Raw genomic sequence first — 20,993 nt, forward strand, 5'->3', positions numbered from 1 at the left:
AGGTCATTGAGCCGTTGGGTCGCTGCAAGCACATAGGTGTCATCGTGCGTGACCCGCAATACGCGATGCGCTGACAATTGTACCAGGTTCGACATTCACCGCTCCAGGATCTTGGCATCAGCCAAAAGGATGCTCGCCGGAGTATAGGAAATAACTCCAGTGGCTTGCTCAAGGCTGTTGTTCTACCTGTCCTGAGTGTCACGGTCCCGAACTTGCCGACCAAGCCCGTCAGCACCTGGTCTGCGGCACAGCACCAGATTTCTAAAGCGATAGTGTCCGTTTACCCCTCAGTAGAATTGCCTTCGCAGCGCCATGAAGGAATATCTGGGCATACAGGGGGTAGCTCAACGCCAGAGCGCCGGGAGGCCGTTCCCAGAGATGCAGCGTCCAAATCCTGCCTCCCTGCCCACAGACCTCAACCCTCACTTCACCTGAACTGCACCAGGGTTCCGCGTCCTTTCGCAAGGAGGAGCTTGCGTGGTGGCGCCCGAGAGCATTGAGATGCTGCTCCAATTCCCGCTCCAGCTGTCTCTCCGCCTCGGCCTCGCCTCTTCTCTCTGGAATGGCTCCCTGGAACCGTCTGGCGACGCAGGTGGGCGTCCGATTGGCCACAGGTCCCAGAAGTTATCGGCAAGGTCGTTGTTTACGATGGCCTCAAGCAAGGAGGACTGGGCGCTTCAGGCACGTCCAAACGTTCCGCATAGGTGGGTCGTCGGAGGCGATCGTTACTGCCAGGCCTAGATCATGGTACTTGAGGCGTATCCGCACCAATCCAATCCCATGGCGGCAGGGTGAACTGGAGCCTGGCGCCCTGAGGCTCGTTTGGGCTCGCCCACAGGCGCCCGCCATGCGCCTCGATGATCGAGCGGCAGATCGACAGCCCCATGCCCATGCATGTCCCGCCGTAAGGATCGGGCACGGCTAGACGCTCTGTCTTTGGCTGTCACAGCTCCGGCCTGGATCTTGGTTGTGCAAAACGCTAGCTGGCCGTTCGCTGAATTAACTTTGTGTCTCGCAAGTTCCCGGAGACCGGAGGCTCGTCAGAGTCCGACGAAAAATGAACAAGTATTTTGTCGTGACTGGATCCGGGTGCGCTTTGATACAATTAAGGTCAGCCCAGAAGAACACAGGGCTGTGTCACACGTCCGCTCTACCCAGTTCTATGGTCGATCATGTCAGGTGACGATCCAACTTGGATTATCAGTGCCGTAAACTTGAGGCGGCTCCGTGAAGGAGTTTGCGAGGATGACTTCGGCGGGCGCTTACCGTGTCGATCACTTGCCCTGAACGGTTCATCATCTGCCACGCTGTTGCTATATGGGCTTGGGTATATCATCTAGATCTTTGAGAGCCCAGCGCTGCTGAATGTCCCGCGTCTACCTCGACTGAAAGCTTAGTAATGACCCATCATAGGGTTCCGAAAGGAGTACCTCGTTGGAGCTAAGGCAGTGAATTCCTAAATAGGATAACCTGCCTCTTAAACATAGGGAGACTTGCATGACACAAGAGCAAGTCGAGCGCGTAGCGCGAGCGTTCTACGAGGTCGAGTTTTCTGCCTCCTGGGATGACGCCGGAGAAGCAATCCAAGATCATTTCAGAGGCCTTGCTCGTACCGCAATCGCCACTCTCAACCGTCAGATCTGCTGGTATCATCGTTCAGTCATGCGACCAGCCGCATGATAGGCTGCCGAACCTTAATCCACCCTTTGAGGGCTGCCCTCTGTTCCCAGGTTCAACTTAAAAATAGGATCAGAGAGTATTTGTTGGACCATGCTAGACATGCCTCACCGCGACCGGGGCAGTGATGGTTTCCAGACACGATGAAAGGGATATGGAGTTGGATTATAAGCGGCATCAGTTGGCAGACCGTCTGGCTCGGGAAACCCGAGTTGGCTTGCCCACTCTGGCTGCCATTCTCATCCTCATCATTGTCGGCACAGCGATAGTCGCTTGTCTCTTAGTCGATACGGCCGGCAGTCCCTGACAGTCCTCAGCAGGCAAAGCCGTCAGCACCCGGTCTGACGGCAAGCACGCAAACGAGAGTGTGTGATGCCAATCCGCAACAATCCCACAAGCCAATTGTTGGATTGGTAGAAGATGCTCGCTCGACAGCTTGGCCCTGCTAGAGACTAATCCATACAGGAGGACAATCGGTGAGGATCCATTAAGCTGCCATCATCGTGGTGCCCAGTTGCTCCCCAAGAGTGACTGAAGCCGAGACATGCCGTTGCGCTGATCCCGCGCAGGAAGAGGAGAAGCCTATCATGTCGAGACTGGTAGTCGTATTTGCGTTGACACTGGCCGCAACCACCGCCACTGCTCAAGATGCTTCGTCCAGACAATCGCAGGCTCCGGCTGCTACGAGCACGAATGGAACACAGGCGTTCCTATTCGATGGACGGATGAAAGGTGATGGCGTCCAGCAGCGAGAGCAGGTGGAGAAGCGTCACCCCAACGCTGGTGCCATCGTGCCATCGAAAGAGAGCCAGCCTGAGCGTAAATGATGAGCCTGAGTATCATCAAAGCCGGGGTGATCTCGTCGGCGCGAAATGACGCCAGTGCGCCCCACAAGTTCCCGTTCGGCGAATTATCCACGAGTATAGTGGCCGATACCTTGTCATCAGTTTAGCATCTGAATGTATCCGTTCTCAGCAAATCTGGCCCACAGTAGGATGGTTTGATTTGTCGCGCGTTAATGCGTCTGAGACGTTCGACTTTTTTCGTGACCAAGATGCGCAGGGATGACAGCAAGATGCCGACCGCAGATGATGGGCAGGTCGTGCGCCTGCAGGTTGCTAATGCAAGGCCGGACGACTCTGGTCGAGGTATGGCTCGCCTAAGCCGCAAGACGCTCGGTGAACTCGGGGTGTCCGAAGGCCACGCCATTGAGATCGTCGGGAAGCGCCATACGACGGCCATCGCCGTGGCGCCTTATCCGGAGGACGAGGGCCTCAACATCGTCCGACTCGACGGTCTGCAGCGGGTGAATGCCGGTGTGGGCAGCGGGGATCACGTGGAAGTGAAGCGCGCCGAGGTCCGTCCTGCAGCGCGCGTCGTGCTCGCCCCGGCCCAGAAGGGGCTGCGCCTGCAGGGCTCGGGCGATGCCTTGAAGCGCACTTTCTACCAGCGTCCGCTGACCGCCGGGGATGTGATCTCCACGTCGGTCTATTCGCAGCGTTCGGCAGACCCGCGCATGCCCGAGGAGATGCGCGGGCTTCTCAACATTCCGGCGTACGGCCTGCAGGAGATCCGCCTCGTCGTGGTGTCGACCCAGCCACGCGGTATCGTGCATGTGACGGCCGAGACCGAGATCGAGCTGCGCCCGCAATTCGAGGAGCCGCGCGAGGCCCGCCGGGCCGACGTGACCTATGACGATATCGGCGGTCTCGGCAGCACGGTCGATCAGGTGCGTGAGATGGTGGAGCTGCCTCTCCGCCATCCCGAACTCTTCCAGCGGCTCGGGATCGATCCGCCGAAAGGCGTCCTGCTCTACGGCCCTCCCGGCACCGGCAAGACCCGGCTGGCCCGAGCGGTTGCCAACGAGACGGAGGCACAGTTCTTCCACATCGCAGGGCCCGAGATCATGGGACGCCACTACGGCGAATCCGAACAGCGTCTGCGGCAGGTATTCCAGGAGGCGCAGCAGAATGCGCCGGCGATCATCTTCATCGACGAGATCGACAGTATCGCGCCCAAGCGCGAGGAGGTGACGGGTGAGGTCGAGCGGCGCATCGTGGCCCAGCTGCTCACCCTGATGGACGGCCTCGAGCCCCGCCAGAACATCGTGGTGATCGGCGCAACGAATCGGCGCGAAGCCATCGACGAGGCCCTCCGCCGGCCCGGCCGCTTCGACCGAGAGATCGTCATCGGCGTTCCGGACGAGCCGGGCCGACGGGAGATCCTCGGGATCCACACGCGCGGCATGCCCCTGGCCCCTGACGTCAATCTCGACGAGGTCGCCCGCACCACCTACGGCTTCGTCGGCGCCGATCTCGCGGCCCTCTCCCGCGAGGCGGCCATGGATTCCCTGCGACGCATCCTGCCCGGCATCAATCTCCGGGACGGCATCCCGTCAAATGTGCTGGAGAGCCTGCAGGTGACCCGGCAGGATTTCATGAACGCCATGAAGCGGGTCCAGCCCTCCGCCCTGCGCGAGATCATGATCCAGGTGCCCAACGTGACGTGGGACGACATCGGCGGTGTCGAGGAGGCCCGTACCCGTCTGCGGGAGGGCGTGGAACTGCCGCTCAAGAGCCCGGAATCCTTCCGGCGCCTGGGCATCCGCCCGGCCAAGGGATTCCTGCTGTTCGGGCCTCCCGGCACCGGCAAGACGCTCCTGGCGAAAGCGGTCGCCCGCGAGGCCCAGGCGAATTTCGTGGCGACGAAATCGTCCGATCTCCTGTCGAAATGGTACGGCGAATCCGAGCAGCAGGTCTCCCGCTTGTTCGCCCGCGCCCGGCAGGTCGCCCCGACGGTGATCTTCATCGACGAGATCGATTCCCTCGCCCCGGTGCGCGGCGGCGGCCTCGGCGAACCTGCGGTCACGGAGCGGGTGGTGAACACGATCCTGGCCGAGATGGACGGCCTGGAGGAACTGCAGGGCGTCGTCGTCATGGCGGCCACGAACAGGCCGAACCTGATCGACCCTGCCCTGCTCCGGCCGGGACGCTTCGACGAGCTGATCTACGTGCCGGTTCCCGACGCTCAGGGCCGCCGGCACATCCTCGGGATCCACACCAAGGACATGCCCCTCGGCCCCGATGTGGACCTCGACATCATCGCCGAGCGGACCGCCCGGTTCACCGGCGCCGATCTCGAGGATCTCACCCGCCGGGCCGGTCTCCTCGCCCTCAGGGAATCGCTTCAGGCCGAGCACGTGACCATGGCGCAGTTCGAGCAGGCTCTGCGCGAAACCCGCCCCTCCGTCACGCCCGAGATGGAGCGGGAATATGAGGACATGATGCGGACCCTCAAGCAGGCAAGTCCCCAGCGTCAGCCCATCGGCTTCCTATCCTAGCAAAAGTGCGCCGGAAGCCCTCTTCGCTTCAGGAACAGGGTCGAAAGGCGATGCAGCGGATGCCGCATTATCTCTTGAACATTGGTCGTTGTCACCAGATTTTGGGATCAATGCCTGAAACATAACGACGCCCGCTCCCGGTCCAGGATACCTTCCCCTACAATTCTTTCCGTCTGCCCAGACCATGGCGAACTGCTTAGCATTTGCCTGACAGATGGTGAGGCTAGCGATAGCCCGCAGATTGAGAAGCAGCCCGATCTTAGTCCGGACATCACGATCCTGATGGTATCTGTCCACACCACTCGTCAGCGCCGGACACCCCTCTTAACAATTTGACGGCGACCCGTGACGCCATCCAACTCCGGCAACCCTGCGTGGAACGATGGAAGCGGAACACCATAGCCATGGCACGCACGCTTCGTTCCCCTTCGAATTGCTGATGAAAGGGAGCTCTACTGGGGATCAGCGAGCCCTGTTAATCGTGCGTAGCTGCCAACGATGTCAGCGATTTCTTCAGATGTGATCACGTCCTCCAGGCGGTCGAAACCTTTCGGTGCTCTCTGGGCTACCAGATTCAGCACGCGCTCGGGCCCGCCTCTCCGATTGTTGAGCACAACCTCGGAAGTCTTTTGCAGCCTCTCGGCCTCATAGGCGTTGAATGCCGCCTCAGGTGCTAGTTCGGACAAGAGCCTCGCCAGGCATCTCGCATCGAGAATAGCCTGGGCTGAGCCATTCGAGCCGGTGGGATACATGGGATGTGCCGCATCGCCCAGCAGTGTCACACGCCCTTGAGACCACCAGGGAAGCGGATCGCGATCGCACTCCGGGTACTCAAAAAACTTAGGTGTGGCCCGGATCAGCGCCTCAACATCGAGGAAAGGTAGCTGAAGACGCTTTGCGAACGGGAGCACCTCCTCAAGGTTGCCGAGGCGAGACCAGCTTTCACGTGTGGGCGGCGGTGACGCCGCACTTGCGACTTTCCCATTCATCACCCAATTGGTTAGCCGCGTTCCAGCGGATCTGCCCTCAGCGATCGGATAGACAGTCAGCTTGGCCATCGAGTCAGCAGCAATCACCATGACATTGCCACCCTCGAAAATAGGCCAATCCACTGCTCCACGCCACAGCTGATTGCCTTGCCAGCGAATCCCCCCGTCTCTGGGATGTAGCAGGGCTCGTACCACTGAGTGGATGCCGTCAGCGCCTACCAGTACATCGCCACGCTCCTCTGCTTCGGCTCCGTCGGCCAGCGTGAAGCGCGCTGTAACGCCCTCGCTGTCTTGGGCGAAGCCCTGCAGACGGTAACCGTTGCGCAACCCGCCTGCCGGCAACCGCGCCTGCGCCGCTCGCCAGAGAATGCCGTGGAATCTACCACGATGGATTGAGAGTTGGGGTGTGTCGTACCCGCCCCAGAGGCCGCGAAGGCCACTCCAGATCTGTTTCCCAAGGTGGTTCACATATCGCAGTTCGCGCGTACGGATTGCGGCGTCGTCGAGCTCGCCTAAAAGGCCGAGCGACTTAAGCGTACGGGCGCTGTGCGGGAGAATATTGATGCCGACGCCGAGTTCTCGGACTTCCGTGGCAGCCTCGAAGACAGTGCAAGGAACGCCCAGCTGATGCAATGACAATGCCAGTACCAGTCCGCCAATTCCTCCTCCCGCAATAAGAACACGGCGGCTGAGAGCGTCATCTTGGCCCTGGCAATGCGGACTGCTGGTGGAAGACAACTTATGGTTCTTGTCCATCGTTATCGTCTTTCATTACAGGGTTTGCTAAGCCATCGTGTCGCGGTAGAGTCCAATATTCGCATACCAAAGGCATGTCCTTGCTTGAGGTCAGGTTTATCCTCGTGGCGCAAAGCATTGAGATCAGCTACGAGATTATCCGTAAGTGGAGTCTGCGCTGCGCGCTGACCTATACCTGTAGTCTTAAGCGGCGGCAGCCGCAGCCCGGATACGGATGACCTCAAGCACATCACTTCGTCTTTGCTGCATAGAGCGTCTTCACCTTAAAGGAGATACTGCGGCGAGAACCTTGTGTACAGTTTCGCTGAGCGACGGATCCGGTCGAATGTGCGCTGGATCGGGTCAAGGTCTTCGCCGGGTCGTCATGGTTGTGTTGCTCTGGAGCGGTACTCGGCCGGCGTCACGCCGAGCCGCTGCTGGAAGCCGAGCCGCATCCGGGTGGCAGTGCCGAAGTTGCAGTCATGCGCCACCGCCTTGAGCGGGCGGTCACTGCCCTCAAGCTGCATCCGGGCGGCATCGATCCGGGCGCGCTCGACGAATTCGTGGGGCGTAACTCCAGTTTCCTGCACATAGTGACGGGCCAGGATGCAGGCGCTCATCCCGACAACAGCCGCCAGGGACGCAAGCGAGTGACGGCTGCCATGTGCGTCATCACATAATCCTGGATCCGCGCGATCGGCGACTATTGGCTCACGGGCACATGAAACCAATTAGTCCCACCCAAGGTTTCACTGCTGTTATCGGCGGATGCATGCACCCCCGACACTGAACAGCCCCGGACTGACAGGCGAACTCTGAACCAGATCAGCGTCATGATCCTGAAGGTCATGGCCGTGCTCACGGCATGGGGGTATCTCTGCTCCTCAGCACGTTCTTGGCCTGGGCGATCACCTATTTCTTCATTGATAGCTCCGAACCCGAGAACCCCGGCACCGATCTGGGCGCCGGTCTCGCCTTTGTGGTCCTTGCCTTCATTCTTGCTTTCAGCTCAGACTGGGCGGGATCCTGACCGCCAGCCGCGCTTTCGGCCGAAAAAGCATCCGTTAAAGGCGTCTATAGCAAATTACGCCCATGCTCTTTGAGAGTGGTGCATACCCCATGTGCTACGCACCTGCGCCGTTTGACATCACCACCCGAGGTTCATAGTTGAACCATGGTCATGTTCATCGATGGCGTTGGAACTGCCTCCCATGTTTTGGTTGCGGTGATCGCATTCGCGGCATCGTTGCTCGGAGGTATTACAGTGACCCTCAGGACGTTTCGCCAAACCCAGCAGACCGCTTGACAACCAATTATTATAAGCTTCAACTATCGTAATAACGATAAGACATCCGGCGGGGCCGTTCGCAATTCGTGCATGCAACCATGTCTGTCTGGGGTCCGGATCCCGGCGCCTTGGGACGGTATGAGGGCAGCATGGAGTCTGGAGGATCCTTCATGCCCTTCCCAACCAAGATCCGCTGCCATGAGGTATCGCCTCAACCCAATCGCCGCGCCGTACTGGCGGGCATTGCCGGCCTGATCGCACTTATCCCCGTCACCTCCGCGTCCGCCCAGGGCGAGGTGCCTTTGGCCGATCTTGTTGGACCTGAGGGACAGGCTTCAGATCTGGCCCGCTCCATGATGGGTCGCACTGTTCGGGTCCGCGGATATCTCGCGCCGAGCCTCGACGGGCGCGAATTCGCTCCATCCGAGTCGTCGCCTGGTGTCTGCCAGCTCTGCGGCGTGATCCACGACCCCGGGGCGACGATCAAAATCAACTCTGCCGCCAGCGAAAGTGCTCCCCCAATCCTTGAACCTGTCCTCGTCGAGGGACAGCTCGCGGTGACCGGCCCAGCCTCTACGGTCGCCTTGTTGGACGCGACGACGCGCATCCTTTGAGTCTGCCGCCTCTTTCATGACACAGGAAACATCCGTGATGACTACTACCCGTGCGCGCAAGCTATTGGGTGCCTGCGTCCTCCTCACCAGCTCGCTCGCAACCGCGACAGCCTGGTCCCAACCGGCCGATCTCATCCTTCACAACGGCAAGATCACGACGGTCGACCGAAACTTCGCGACGACGGAGGCTCTTGCCATCCGCGGCGACCGCTTCATCGCTGTGGGCGACAATGCCACCGTTCTTAAGGAGGCCGGACCAGGTACTCAGATCATCGACTTGGGCGGTCGCGCGGTTGTCCCCGGCCTCATCGACACCCACCTTCACATGTCGATGGCAGCCCTTAATGCGCCCGCCGTGAAGCTGTTGGATGCCCGCTCGGTCGATGACGTGAAGAAGCTGATCGCTGAGCGTGTTGCTCAGACACCTCCGGGGCAGTGGGTGATCGCATCATCGGGGTGGCATGAGAGTCTTCTCAAGGAAGGACGCCTTCCAACCCGGCAGGAGCTTGATGAGGTCTCGCCCAACAACCCGGTGTTCATCCCACGCGGGGGACATGTTGTCACCGTCAACAGCAAGGCTCTCGACCTTGCCGGAATCAAAAAGGAAACGCCCGATCCCAAAGGTGGAGTGATCGTGCGGGATCCGGCCACGGGCGAGGCGACTGGCGTCCTGCTTGAGACAGCAGCCTACTTCGCCCGTCGCGTGCTTCCGCCACCTCCTGCACCTGCCGAGCATGCCCGTCTGCTCAGCGAAGCCATGCGCGACCTCAACAGCTACGGCCTTGTTTCCGTCGTGGAGCCGGGCGTCGATGAGCGCACTATCCAAGTCTACGCCCAGCTACGCGATACCGGCGCGATGACGATCCGCACCGATCTTCTCTACCGCGCACTGACTAAGGAGCAGGTCCAGAAGGGCTTGGCACAAGCTTCGCTCCGCGCCGACGACATGCTCCGGTTCGCCGGGATCAAGTATCCGCTCGATGGCGGTGTGGAAGGCGCTCGTCTTTATCAACCCTACCAGATCGTGCCGGGAGAGCAGCCGGATCCGAACTACCGCGGCGTTCTTCTCCTGCCTCCAGGAGGAGAGGACGAGTATGTCGAAGGGCTCAAGCTGGCTGCGGCAGCGAAGGTGCAGGTTCAGACCCATGCCGTCGGCGACGAGACGATCGACGTCATCGTGCGATCCTACGAGCGCGTCAACGCGGAGACCCCGATCAAGGATCTGCGTTGGACCATCATGCATCTGTTCCTTCCGTCCGAAGCCGCGCTCAAGAAGATGCGCGAGATCGGCATCATGGCCACCGCGCAGGATCATGCCGTTCTGCTGGGACACAACCAGCGACGCTGGTGGGGGGACAAGCGAGCAGGCTATGCCATCCCGATCCGGGCCATGCTCGATGCAGGAGTGCATGTCGGCGGCGGCACCGACGGCCCGGTTGTTCCGGTGGACCCGTTCCTGTCGATGTGGTGGATGACGACCCGTAGCACACTCAACGGCTACCAACTTGGCCCAGAGCAGGCGATCACACCGCGTGAGGCGCTCCAACTTTACACGATCAACAACGCTATCACGATGGGTGTCGAGAAGGATCGGGGCTCCATCGAAGTCGGTAAGCTTGCCGATCTCGCTGTCCTGTCCCAGGACATCCTCAGCGTGCCGCCGCAGGCGATCCGGGACACCAAGGCCCTGATGACCATTGTGGGTGGAGACATCGTCTATAGGTCGGGGATCTAGGACCGGACGAGTTTTAGCCCCCGTAGCGCCTCTTCTTCATCCTCACCTGCGCTGATCGAGACAGCGCGGAGATACCCCAGCACTCGCGCCACGATCGAAAGGGCCAGCAGCAGACAGGCGCCACCAGTGGGCGGATCGATCATGGTCCGAAGCAGGATCATGGATTCATGTATGGCCGCAGCTACGAGGATCCCGACGGTCACATCTTCGAGGTGATGTGGATGGATGTAGAGGCAGCCACGCAGGCCATGGGCGAGTCGACCGCTACATGATCTTCTAAGTTCAACGGCAAAGGCACGCAGGTCAGTGTGACCTCAACCAATCAAGGAGACAACAATGCGTGTGATGGTTCTGGTGAAGGCGACGAAGGACAGCGAAGCGGGGATCATGCCCCCGACCGAACTCCTAGAAGCCATGGGCAAGTACAATGAGGAACTCGTCAAAGCCGGCATTCTGCTGTCCGGCGAGGGGCTGAAGCCGTCCTCGCAGGGCAAGCGGGTGGCCTTCGAGGGGCCGAGCCGCACCGTGATGGACGGCCCCTTTGCGGAAACCCGCGAACTGGTCGCTGGTTTCTGGCTGTGGCAGGTCAAGGACATGGCCGAGGCGCTCGAATGGGTGAAGCGCTGCCCCAACCCGATGCCCGGCTCGAGCGAGATCGAGATCCGCCCGGTTTTCGAGATGGCCGACTTCGCCGCAGCCTTTGCACCGGAATCCTGACGGTGCCCAGGAGATCAGGCTCAGAGCAACGGCGGCATCGGAACTGATCATCTGCCCCAAGCACGTCCGCCAGATCTATGGAACCGGTGCAGGGAGTGTCAGCTCCCTGCGCTTTTTTAGCTATACAGCGAGATCGACTCAGGATAACTTTCTTGTTATCTCGCATTTAAGCCTAAGCTTAGCGTCGTGAGCGGGATCAGTATCCCGGCGCATTTTGGGAACAGCAACGGATCCTCTCTGGCGAGGGCAAAGCAATGCGCATTCTAGTGGCTGAAGATGACCCGCTTGTTCTCCTGAGTGCCGCAGAGCATCTGCGCGACGAAGGCTTTGAGGTCATAGAAGCGCCCACTGGTGAGCAGGCACTGGCATTGTTCCCCCGCAACCTTCCCATTCATGTGCTCCTCACAGACATCAGGATGCCTGGAAGAGTCGATGGATGGGAATTGGCGAGGCGCATTCGGGACCAAGATCCAGATGTGGCCGTGATCTACGTGACCGGCTACTCGGATCTTCCGGCCTCGCCGGTGAGTGGGAGTTTGTTCTTCAACAAGCCCTATCGGATGGAGCGAATTGTAGAGGCTATCCACGCTCTGCATGAACATCCCAAGATAAGTGCGGGATCACCGAGACACCGACGTTGACCCAGCAACGTCGCCCTGAAATGACTCGTTCCGAGTTCTCCACAGGACTCTCTGGTGCGGTTAACGCCCTCCTGAAGCCACCCTCCATTGTGGCGCATTTTGGACTCGTAGTTGTTTTGTAGGGAGCAACCGAATGTCGGATGACAAAGCCAATCGTGGTGGTGCGGACCGGGGCCGGGTCGCTGGCGCAGAAGGGTATGGTCTGCCCCCTGAAAAGTGATCCTCCCTGAAGTATGGCTTTTGAGCCGAAGGAGGACTGAAGATGGGCAAGAAGAGGCACACGGCCGAAGAAATCGTTTCCAAGTTACGACAGGTAGACGTGCTGACGGCACAAGGCCGGACGATGGCCGAGGCCATCCGCCAGATCGGTGTGACGGAGGTCACGTACTACCGGTGGCGCAATGAGTACGGCGGACTCAAATCCGATCAAGTCAAACGGATGAAGGAGCTCGAGCTGGAGAACGCCCGGCTGCGCCGGGCGGTCTCGGATCTCACCCTGGAGAAGCTCATCCTCAAGGAAGCTGCGTCGGGAAACTGGTAGGCCCCGCCCGCCGTCGCGCCTGTGTAGAGCATGTGATCGCCAAATATGGTGTCTCGGAACGGTTGGCCTGTCGGGTTCTGGGCCAGCATCGCTCTACCCAGCGCAAGGTCCCCCAACAGCCGGTGGATGAAGCGGCTTTGACGGCCGACATCATCGCTCTGGCCACTCAGTACGGCCGCTATGGCTACCGGCGCATCACAGCCCTGCTGCGAGACGCTGGCTGGCTCGTGAACAAGAAGCGGGTCGAGCGGATTTGGCGGCGGGAGGGGCTCAAAGTGCCACAAAAGCAACCCAAGAGAGGCCGGCTCTGGCTCAACGACGGATCCTGCATCCGGCTGCGGCCGGAGTACCCCAACCATGTCTGGTCGTATGACTTCGTCGAAGATCGCACCCATGACGGGCGCAAGTTCCGCATGCTCAACGTCATCGACGAGTTCACGCGCGAGTGCCTTGCGATCCGGGTGAACCGGAAGCTGAAAGCCGTCGATGTGATCGACGTGCTCTCGGACCTGTTCATCCTGCGTGGTATTCCAGGCCATATTCGTTCCGACAACGGCAGCGAGTTCGTGGCCAAAGCGGTGCGCGAGTGGATCGCGGCTGTGGGCGCCAGGACGGCTTACATCGAGCCGGGCAGTCCCTGGGAGAACGGCTATTGCGAGAGCTTCAACTCGAAGCTGCGGGACGAGTTGCTGAAAGGAGAGATCTTCTACACTCTGGAAGAGGCAAAGGTGATCATCGAGAGTTGGCGCCGGCATTACAACACGGTGCGCCCGCACTCATCCCTGGGCTACCGGCCACCTGCACCTGAGGTCTTGGTCTCGGCTTCCAAGCTGGCGCCCAGACCGACGCTGAATTAACATCACATACGGATCACCCACATGGGGCAGGCCAACCACCAACGTGCTCAACAAAGTGCCGAAATCCGTGCAGCCCGGCATGAAGGTGGCGCTGCGGGAGATTTATCTCGCGCCGACCCGAGCCCAAGCCGAGATCGCCATCGACCTGTTCGCCGAAGCCTATCAGGCGCGCTATCCAAAAGCCGTGGAGTGCGTGCGCAAGGACCAGCGGGCGCTGCTGGCCTTCTACGACTGGCCGGCTGAGCACTGGATCCATTTGCGGACGACAAATCCCATCGAAAGTGTGTTCGCGACGGTGCGGCACCGGACCGTGCGCACCAAGGGCGCGCTGTCGCCGACAACGGCGCGACTGATGGTGTTCAAGCTCATCATGGCAGCTTCGAAAAGCTGGCGGAGGTTGATGGGTGAAAACCAGTTGCCGAAGGTGATCGCCGGTGTCAGGTTTAAGGACGGCAGCGAGGTCATTCCGGTGCCGACAAACAGCGCCGCCTGATCGGCCCCGTCACCTAAATTCCGTCATAGCTCACATCTGCACACCCGTCGGCGTCACCCGATAGGGCGCGGGTCGACAGTCGCCCTCGTGGCAGCAACTGTGCCCTAACCTGTCCCTGAGAGGCGAGTAGATGTCGTGAGCCTCAGTGGGCGGCGCGGAACCAAGCAGGGCCATCGCCGTGAAGAGATCAAGCCTGAGAGACATCAGCCGCTCTCCCGAATGATAGGCTGGCGGCGCTCATCGGAGCGTCGGGAAACGCTACTCCGGGCATTGTACTCCCGAACGAGGATCCTGTCGCTCAAGGCCCGGAGGAAGCGGGTTGGCGAATGGTGCCTTTGGAGAAGCGCCGCTTGCGGCGGGATAGCCCACGGACGCCGGCCATCCCCTGCGACCGCTATGTCCTGGTCACCTGGCTGTCGGCTGGTGTCTCCGCCGCTCGCCAGCCAAGCAGTTCGTCGATGCGTCAGCTTGGGCAGGCTGGAGCAGCGAGCGAGGCTGCCACTGGTCCGTGATCTCCCGGATGATCTTGGCCGTGATAGCCTTGATGAAGTGCGCCTTCTCCCGCACCGGAATCAGAAAAGCCTCCGGTCCTCCGATGACGCAGTCGCGGAAGTAGAGGTCGAGGTTGTCGATATCCCAGATGCCGTCGGGCCGCTTCAGCATGATCGGCAGGCCGTTGATGGTGATGCCCTGGGTCAAGACACCATCGCGTGCAGGGGTCACGGTTCGGCCCGTGTTGTTGGCTCCATCGCCCGAGATGTCGATCACCTGCCGATCCGCCTGCACGCCGCTCTGACGAAGCTGCCGGACACCGAAGTCGATGCCCCCCGAAATCGAGGTGTAGCCCATGCGGTGGACCGGACTCCGCGAAAGCCGTTCGGCAAAGGCCACGCCATCGGCGGGCTGCTCGATGATGGTCCAGGGGACGACGATCTGCTGATCGAACGCCCCGGACCACTCGAGGTAAACCACAGCGATGCGCCCCAGCATGCCCTGACGGATCGCCCGATGAACCTCGGGGGACTGGAGTGCCTCGGCAAAGCCGTGTCGCTGGAGGTCTGGCTCATCCGGCTCCATGGAAAAGGAGACATCGACCGCCAGCACCAGCGCGAGATCGACCCGGGTTTCGGCCGGAGCCGCGCCGTTCGCGAGCAGCATCCCGCCTGCCAGCATCAGGGTGGGTCATGAGGCGCGGTCCGCTCAGCATCCCAAGCTCCCGTTCCGCCGGCGCTTCGCCCACGGTGGTTTCGTACCGATTGAACTTGAGCAGCGGGCTGACGGGACAATCCCGGCTGTCGTGTCGATGCCCGAAATGAGTACTGTCCCGCTGAGTTGCTGCGCATGGCCCCAGGGATGATTCGCCGGCACGCGGCTGGAGAAATCAGTCCGAATAGCCGCAGGCACCCTGAAACAGGCCGAGAACCTGGAGCAGGAACGCCTCCTCCCGCAGGCCCCGGGTGCGGAGATAGAGGGCCTGGAGGCCATAAGCGTCCGCCTCCAGCGCCCCTGGGCATGAGGCGCGCTCGTGCGCCCGGCTCGCGAACTGCTGCGCATGCACCAGTTCGTGCACGAGATAGCTGCGCGCGAGCGGGGTGTCGGGATCGAGATCGTCGGCGAGCAGGATCTCCCGCGTGGTCGGAACGTAGACGGCAGCCACAGCCTCGCTGTGAGACTCACCGAGGGTCATCGGGAACACGAGCCCGTCCAGACGCTCCTTCGGCGCCAGGCGAACGCAAATCTCGGGGGCTTGGATGCCCGTCTCCCCGATGACGAAGGCTCGTGCCTCGGCGATCCATTCGCTCTCAAGGCATTCGTCGGATCCGGCCGAACGGGCCAGAGCAGGGCCAATGGCGGCCAACGCCAACGCGAGGCCACAAGCGACCAGAGCGATCATACGGGCGAGACGAAGGGCGTCCCAAAGGCTGCCGATCGTGTCGTCGTGGCCTTGGAGCGAGCAAGCTTTCCTCATGGATCGATCCTCCCGCGTGCGGTGCTTGCGGGAGTTGAGCCGACGGAGCGTTAGACAGGCGTGAGGCGAGGCCTCCGGGCGTTTCGCGGATCCTGACGCGGTGCTAGACTGGTCCTGCTGCGACAGCGTCCGAGGCCTCCATGACGGAACTCGAGATCGCACTGCTCGGCGGGCTTCGCCTGCGGCATCCCGACCGCGGACCCATCAAACTCGCGGGCGAGAAGGGGCCCCAGCTCCTCGCGCGCTTGGCATTTCACCCCGGCACGAAGCATCGGCGCGACACCCTCCAGGCGTTGCTGTGGCCGGACTCCGACCCGCCGCATGCCCAGGGCAACCTGCGCTTCGTCCTGCACCAGCTCAGAACGATCCTTGGCGGAAACGAAGGGCCGCTCCATAGCGACAGCCGCTCGCTCTGGCTTGACCCGGATCGCGTGGCCGTCGATGTCGTGCGCTTCGAGGCGCTCGCGGCGGAAGGGACACTCGAAGCCCTCACCGCAGCCTGCGATCTGTACTGCGGCGATCTCCTGTCGGATGCGGGCGATCTCAGCTCCGAATACGAGGATTGGCTACTGCCCGAACGGGAGCGCCTGCGCGAGGTGGCGCGCTCGGCCTTCTGGAATCTGTTCTCGCTCCGGCTGTGGCGCGGCGAGGTGACGGAGGCCAAGGCCTGCGCCCAGCGTTATCTCGTGATCGACCCCTACTGCGAGCGCACGCATGCAGCACTGATGCGGCTGCATCTGACTCAGGGCGAACGTGCGCTCGCGGCCGGGCGCTATGGCCAACTTCGCGTCCGCCTTGAGCGTGACCTCCAGATCCGGCCGGGAGCCGAGGTCGAGCAACTCGCCCGGGCCGTGAGCCAGACCAGTGGGCGCTCTGCCCCGGAGCCGTTCAATGCCGCCTGGGTTCTGGGCCGCAGCGACCTGCCCGCGGACGGCAAGCCCCTCGTGGCCGTGTTGCCCTTCCGGGACCTATCCGAGGACCAGGCGCTGGTCAGCCTGCCGGCGGCCCTGACCGAGGACGTGATCGCCGATCTGGCGCGCTTCCGCCGGCTCGGTGTCCTGGCCCGGCACACGTCCTTCGCACTCGGTCGCGACCCTAATCCCGAGGCCCGGTTGCGCCAGCTCGGCGCCCGCTACACGATCGAGGGTAGTGTTCGGCGCACTGGCAACCGCTTGAGCGTGACCGTCCAGCTCGTCGACAACGCCTCGCAGCGTCAACTCTGGGCGGAGCGCTACCAGGGCGACTGGGAGGAGCTGCCACAGTTCCAAGAGACTGCGGCCAAAGCTATCGTCGCGAGCATCCCAGTTCACGTCGAACAGGCAGAGCTGGAGCGGATCCGTCACCGCGAGATCCATTCGCTGAGCGCCTACGAGCACTGCTTGCGTGGCCGGGAGTACCAACGCTCGACCTTGCATGCGGCTCAAATCCAAGCGCTCCAGTTCTTCAGCCGTGCGCTCGAGCAGGACCCGAATTCTGCCATGGCGCATGCCGGGCTGGCTTGCGCGATCATGCACGCCGGGGGCATCAGTCCCTTGCAGGAGGAGGAGCGACGGGAGAGAGCGATCATCCACGCACAGCAAGCGATCGCCCTCGACCCTCTCGATCCTCAGGGCCACTGGATGATGGGACTGCTCCTGCAGTACAGGCGCGACTTCGCAGGTGCCCACGTGCACCTCGACCGCGCTGTCACCCTCAGTCCGGGTGACGTCGAGACCCTGGGCTATACGGGCCTGGAGTATGCCTATGCGGGAGAAGCCGAGCGCGGCATCATGCAGGCAGAGCAGTCGATCCGGTTCAACCCATACTTCCCGGCGGTCTCAGTTGAACAGATGGGCAAATCCTGCTTCGTCGGCCGCCGCTATGAGGATGCGCTGTTCTGGATGCGGCAGTCGCCGGATCGGATTACCACGAACCGGGGCTGGCTGGCCGCTGCGGCAGCCTATGCTGGACGCACGGACGAAGCAGCCATGCATGCTAATCGGATGCGGGAAGCGCTGCGTCAGCGCCTGGGCGAGGAGGAGCTGCGGGCGGTGGGCGGCGCGATCGGGTGGCTTCGCTTGCCGGCCCGGTTTCAGCATGCGGCTGACCTGGAGCACTACGAGCGCGGTTTGGAGCTGGCAGGGCTTGGATAGCCGGGCCGACGTGCCGCCGTCGGAAGTTCCCAGCGCGGCCGACCAGTGAGCGGAGGGAGGCAAGATCATGAGGAGGATTTCGATATCGGCGGCCCTCGCGATCACCATGGCGGTGCTCGCCGCCACGGGAGCCTCGGCCCAGGCGACGCTGGCCAGCGTGAAGCAGAAGGGCGTCCTGACCTGCGGCTCGAACCGGGGCGCCCCCGGCTTCGGCGCGCCGGATGCGCAGGGCAACTGGTCCGGTCTCGACGTCGATCTCTGCCGCGCCCTCGCGGCCGCCATCTTCGACGACCCGACCAAGGTGCAGTTCGTCCCGCTCTCGGCCCAGGACCGCTTCACGGCCCTCAAGTCCGGACAGGTCGACGTGCTTGCCCGCAACTCGACAGCGACCATGGCGCGTGACACCCAGGTCGGCGTCGAGTTTCCGGCCATCAACTACTTCGACGGCCAGGGCTTTATGGTCCGCAAGACTTTCGGACTTGCCTCAGCCAAGGAGTTGAACGGCAAGTCGGTCTGCACTGACCAGGGCACCACGACCGAGCTCAACCTCGCTGACTACTTTCGCGCCAATGGCCTGACGTATCAGCCGGTGAGCTTCGTGAATGCGACGGAGGCGAAGGCGGCTTATGAGGCCGGCCGCTGCGATGCGATGACAACCGATATCTCTGGCCTCTATGCCGCGCGGCTGACCCTCTCGAACCCGGACGATCACGTGATCCTGCCGGAGGTCATCTCGAAGGAGCCGCTCGGGCCGGCCGTGCGCCAGGGTGACAACCAGTGGGCCGACATCGTGCGCTGGACCTTCAATGCCATGCTCGATGCCGAGGAGCTCGGCGTGACCAAGGCCAATATCGAGCAGATGAAGACCTCGGCCAATCCAGAGATCAAGCGCCTGCTCGGCACCGAGGGCAAGTTCGGCGAGGCCATCGGCCTGACCAACGACTGGGCCGTGCGCATCATCAGGCACGTGGGCAACTACGGCGAGAGCTTCGAGCGCAACGTCGGCGAGGGTTCGCCGCTCAAGATCAAGCGCGGCCAGAACGCGCTCTGGACCAAGGGCGGCCTCCAGTACGGCCTGCCTGTTCGGTAGGAATTGATCCGGATTCAGACCGGAGATCGTCAGGATGTATTCGACGGATGAATGAGCGGAGGTGGCGGCCATGCCATTGCTGCGATGAACCAGCCCCGATCCTTTCTCGGTCCCGTGCTCCTGGCGGCGGGGGTGCTTGCCGCATCAGGATCGGGCGCATGCGCCGAACTCGCCGTTGATCTCTCGCTGGTGCTGGCCGTCGATGTGTCGGCCTCCATGGAGCCGGTGGAACAGGAGTTGCAGCGGGCCGGCTTCATCGAGGCCTTCCGCTCCCCTGCCCTGTATGATGCCGTCCGCCGCGGTGTACTGGGCCGTATTGCCGTCACATACATCGAATGGGCCGGAGAGACAGAGCAGTCCGTCGTCATTCCCTGGACCGTCATCAAACAGCCAACAGACGCGATCATATTCGCGGATCTCCTGTCCCAGGCGCCACTGCATAGTGGAGGCTTCACCTCGCTTTCCGGAGTAATTGAGTTCGGCATGCGGCTGCTGGAGGACAGTCACATGGAAGCTACCCGGCAGGCGATCGACATCTCGGGTGACGGACCGAACAACAAGGGGCGTCCGGTGACGTGGGCGCGGGACGACGCTTTGGCACGGGGGATCGTCATCAACGGTCTGCCGATCATGATCCATCGGCCGTCCGTCTTCCCCGAGATGGAGAACCTCGACGGCTACTTCCGCGAGTGTGTGATCGGCGGACCCGGATCCTTTATGATCCCGGTGCAGGATCCGGCCCAGTTCATGGAGGCGATCCGGGCCAAGCTCATCCGGGAAATCGCCGGGCGGCCAGAATTGCAATCACTGACCATTCCTGCTCAGGCCAGAGATGAAACGCTATGCCTTGCTGGAGAGATCCGGCTGAAACAGCAGCTGCGGCATTGAGCCGGACATCTGGCTCCGTCCAGGGTAGCCGGAACGGCTCAAGAGGTGGGATCGACCGTGTTGGTTGTGCTTGCGGAGGAAAGCATGAGGCCACCTGGGGTGGCGGTCCGCAGGTTTCGATCTGCAGGGGGCAAGCACCCGTCCCAACCAAGCTCTGTTTATTGTGAAGCACCTTCCATCAGGTCGTCGGGCAGATCCGCCCACACATGGTCATGCTCCCCTGGATCTCATCGACCCTCTCGCATCAGCGCTTATTCAGGGGGACCACCTTGGGTTCAGCTGTGTTGGCACCCTTGGCTGGCTTGATCCTGCTGAGGAGTGTGGGCGAGACATTCCACGTCTGCCCGGTGTCGGTGATCACTGTCACGGTCTTTTTGTTGTAGCGTGTCAGCATGCCCTCAAGTGGCCCTTGGCCCGGCGGCTGGAAGGTGACCCGGTCGCCAATCCTGAACTCCAGCATCTCCACATGGGATGTGTCGCAAACATTTTGTTTCAGAGTTTCAGCTATAGCCTCCTCGGCTTCAGGGAAGAGGGTGGCATGTTCAAGGGCAGGCATTTTGATCGCTCGGTGATCCTGCTCTGTGTGCGGTGGTATCTCGCCTACAATCTCAGCCTCCGCAATTTGGAAGAGATGATGGCCGAGCGGGGCATCTCGGTCGACCATGCCACGGTGCATCGCTGGGTCGTTCGTTACTCTCCCGAGCTGCTGCAGCGGTTCAATCGACACAAACGGCCCGTCAGCGGGAAATGGCACATTGATGAAACTTACATCAAGGTCCGTGGGCGCTGGACGTACCTGTACCGTGCCATCGATAGCCATGGCGACATGGTCGAGTTCTGGTTCAGCGAACGGCGCAATCTGGCGGCGGCCAAGCGGTTCCTGCGCAAGGCTCTGAAGCGGCATGGCCGTCCGGAGCGGATCGTCATCGACGGCAGCCAGACCAACCGAGAGGCCATTCTGAGCTGCGACACGGAAAGCCGGCTCCAGGATCGGTCAAGACGCCAGTTGAAGCCGATCCGGATCCGGCAGAGTCAATATCTCAACAACCGCATTGAACAGGATCATCGCGCTATCAAACGGCGGGTTCGGCCGATGCTCGGGTTCAAGTCGATGGCGTCCGCTCGGACGATCTTGAGCGGCATCGAGATGGTTCACATGATGCGGAAAGGACAGGCGAAGTACGCCTGCAATCCACAGCCCTCACTCGCGGAGCAATTCGATCTGCTCGCCGCGTGAGCTCTCCACAAGCACCTGATCCTTTCTCGTCTCTGATCCGGATTTGCGAC

15 protein-coding genes and 4 pseudogenes are annotated in these 20,993 nt (G+C 61.7%); 14 read left to right on the forward strand and 5 right to left on the reverse strand.

Annotated features, from left to right (window positions below; translation table 11 throughout):
* Positions 1-742: 742 nt before the first annotated feature.
* Positions 743-898 (reverse strand): annotated as a pseudogene (locus HPT29_RS26385) (ATP-binding protein); the annotation flags it as partial.
* Positions 899-2,264: 1,366 nt separating this feature from the next.
* Between HPT29_RS26385 and HPT29_RS26390 the strand changes: the two are divergent.
* A complete protein-coding gene (locus HPT29_RS26390) occupies positions 2,265-2,504 on the forward strand; it encodes a hypothetical protein (RefSeq protein WP_173945131.1) in 240 nt (79 codons plus the stop codon).
* A gap of 248 nt (positions 2,505-2,752) precedes the next feature.
* Positions 2,753-5,017, forward strand: coding sequence for a CDC48 family AAA ATPase (locus HPT29_RS26395; protein WP_173945132.1), 2,265 nt, complete (start codon positions 2,753-2,755; stop codon positions 5,015-5,017).
* 452 nt (positions 5,018-5,469) lie between these two features.
* Here the strand turns inward: HPT29_RS26395 and HPT29_RS26400 are convergent, their stop codons facing one another.
* Together HPT29_RS26400 and HPT29_RS26405 are read right to left on the reverse strand one after the other, a co-directional pair.
* On the reverse strand, positions 5,470-6,762 hold the full coding sequence (locus HPT29_RS26400) for a flavin-dependent oxidoreductase (RefSeq protein ID WP_173945133.1): 1,293 nt from the start codon (positions 6,760-6,762) through the stop codon (positions 5,470-5,472).
* A gap of 362 nt (positions 6,763-7,124) precedes the next feature.
* Positions 7,125-7,444: pseudogene (locus tag HPT29_RS26405) on the reverse strand (helix-turn-helix domain-containing protein); the annotation flags it as partial.
* 192 nt (positions 7,445-7,636) lie between these two features.
* On the opposite strand from HPT29_RS26405, the gene HPT29_RS26410 reads away from it, so the two are divergent.
* The 8 genes and pseudogenes from HPT29_RS26410 to HPT29_RS26445 form a co-directional block, all read left to right on the forward strand.
* Positions 7,637-7,771, forward strand: a complete 135-nt coding sequence (locus HPT29_RS26410) for a hypothetical protein (protein WP_259060867.1) — start codon at positions 7,637-7,639, stop codon at positions 7,769-7,771.
* 428 nt (positions 7,772-8,199) lie between these two features.
* The gene (locus HPT29_RS26415; protein WP_173945134.1) at positions 8,200-8,643 is read left to right on the forward strand and encodes a hypothetical protein; all 444 of its coding nucleotides are present in this window, start codon (positions 8,200-8,202) and stop codon (positions 8,641-8,643) included.
* Positions 8,644-8,680: 37 nt separating this feature from the next.
* The gene (locus tag HPT29_RS26420; RefSeq protein WP_173945135.1) at positions 8,681-10,378 is read left to right on the forward strand and encodes an amidohydrolase; all 1,698 of its coding nucleotides are present in this window, start codon (positions 8,681-8,683) and stop codon (positions 10,376-10,378) included.
* A 143-nt stretch (positions 10,379-10,521) separates the two neighbouring features.
* Positions 10,522-10,650: pseudogene (locus HPT29_RS26425) on the forward strand (VOC family protein); the annotation flags it as partial.
* A 64-nt stretch (positions 10,651-10,714) separates the two neighbouring features.
* Positions 10,715-11,095: a YciI family protein gene (locus HPT29_RS26430; protein WP_173945136.1), complete on the forward strand. Its 381-nt coding sequence runs from the start codon at positions 10,715-10,717 to the stop codon at positions 11,093-11,095.
* Between the two features lie 254 nt (positions 11,096-11,349).
* On the forward strand, positions 11,350-11,736 hold the full coding sequence (locus HPT29_RS26435; protein ID WP_259060868.1) for a response regulator: 387 nt from the start codon (positions 11,350-11,352) through the stop codon (positions 11,734-11,736).
* A 262-nt stretch (positions 11,737-11,998) separates the two neighbouring features.
* A protein-coding gene (locus HPT29_RS26440) for an IS3 family transposase (protein ID WP_173944985.1) occupies positions 11,999-13,134 on the forward strand; the annotation gives its coding sequence in 2 pieces (ribosomal slippage) (positions 11,999-12,263 and positions 12,263-13,134; 1,137 coding nt in all).
* Between the two features lie 22 nt (positions 13,135-13,156).
* Positions 13,157-13,627, forward strand: a pseudogene (locus tag HPT29_RS26445) (transposase); the annotation flags it as partial.
* 405 nt (positions 13,628-14,032) lie between these two features.
* On the opposite strand, the gene HPT29_RS26450 reads toward HPT29_RS26445, so the two are convergent.
* Together HPT29_RS26450 and HPT29_RS26455 are read right to left on the reverse strand one after the other, a co-directional pair.
* Entirely contained in the window at positions 14,033-14,800 is a 768-nt protein-coding gene (locus HPT29_RS26450) for a DUF1194 domain-containing protein (RefSeq protein WP_173945869.1), read from the reverse strand.
* A 208-nt stretch (positions 14,801-15,008) separates the two neighbouring features.
* Complete coding sequence (locus tag HPT29_RS26455; protein WP_173945868.1) at positions 15,009-15,596, reverse strand: DUF6647 family protein; 588 nt, start codon at positions 15,594-15,596, stop codon at positions 15,009-15,011.
* Positions 15,597-15,736: 140 nt separating this feature from the next.
* Here HPT29_RS26455 and HPT29_RS26460 point away from each other — a divergent pair, with 140 nt between their 5' ends.
* From HPT29_RS26460 to HPT29_RS26475, 4 genes are all read left to right on the forward strand, one after another.
* Positions 15,737-17,728: a BTAD domain-containing putative transcriptional regulator gene (locus HPT29_RS26460; RefSeq protein WP_173945867.1), complete on the forward strand. Its 1,992-nt coding sequence runs from the start codon at positions 15,737-15,739 to the stop codon at positions 17,726-17,728.
* A 67-nt stretch (positions 17,729-17,795) separates the two neighbouring features.
* On the forward strand, positions 17,796-18,818 hold the full coding sequence (locus HPT29_RS26465; protein ID WP_173945866.1) for an amino acid ABC transporter substrate-binding protein: 1,023 nt from the start codon (positions 17,796-17,798) through the stop codon (positions 18,816-18,818).
* A 132-nt stretch (positions 18,819-18,950) separates the two neighbouring features.
* Positions 18,951-19,706: a DUF1194 domain-containing protein gene (locus HPT29_RS26470; protein WP_259060871.1), complete on the forward strand. Its 756-nt coding sequence runs from the start codon at positions 18,951-18,953 to the stop codon at positions 19,704-19,706.
* Between the two features lie 538 nt (positions 19,707-20,244).
* A complete protein-coding gene (locus HPT29_RS26475) occupies positions 20,245-20,943 on the forward strand; it encodes an IS6 family transposase (protein WP_173945864.1) in 699 nt (232 codons plus the stop codon).
* The last annotated feature ends 50 nt before the right edge of the window (positions 20,944-20,993 follow it).

The organism is Microvirga terrae, from assembly GCF_013307435.2.
Lineage (GTDB): Bacteria > Pseudomonadota > Alphaproteobacteria > Rhizobiales > Beijerinckiaceae > Microvirga > Microvirga terrae.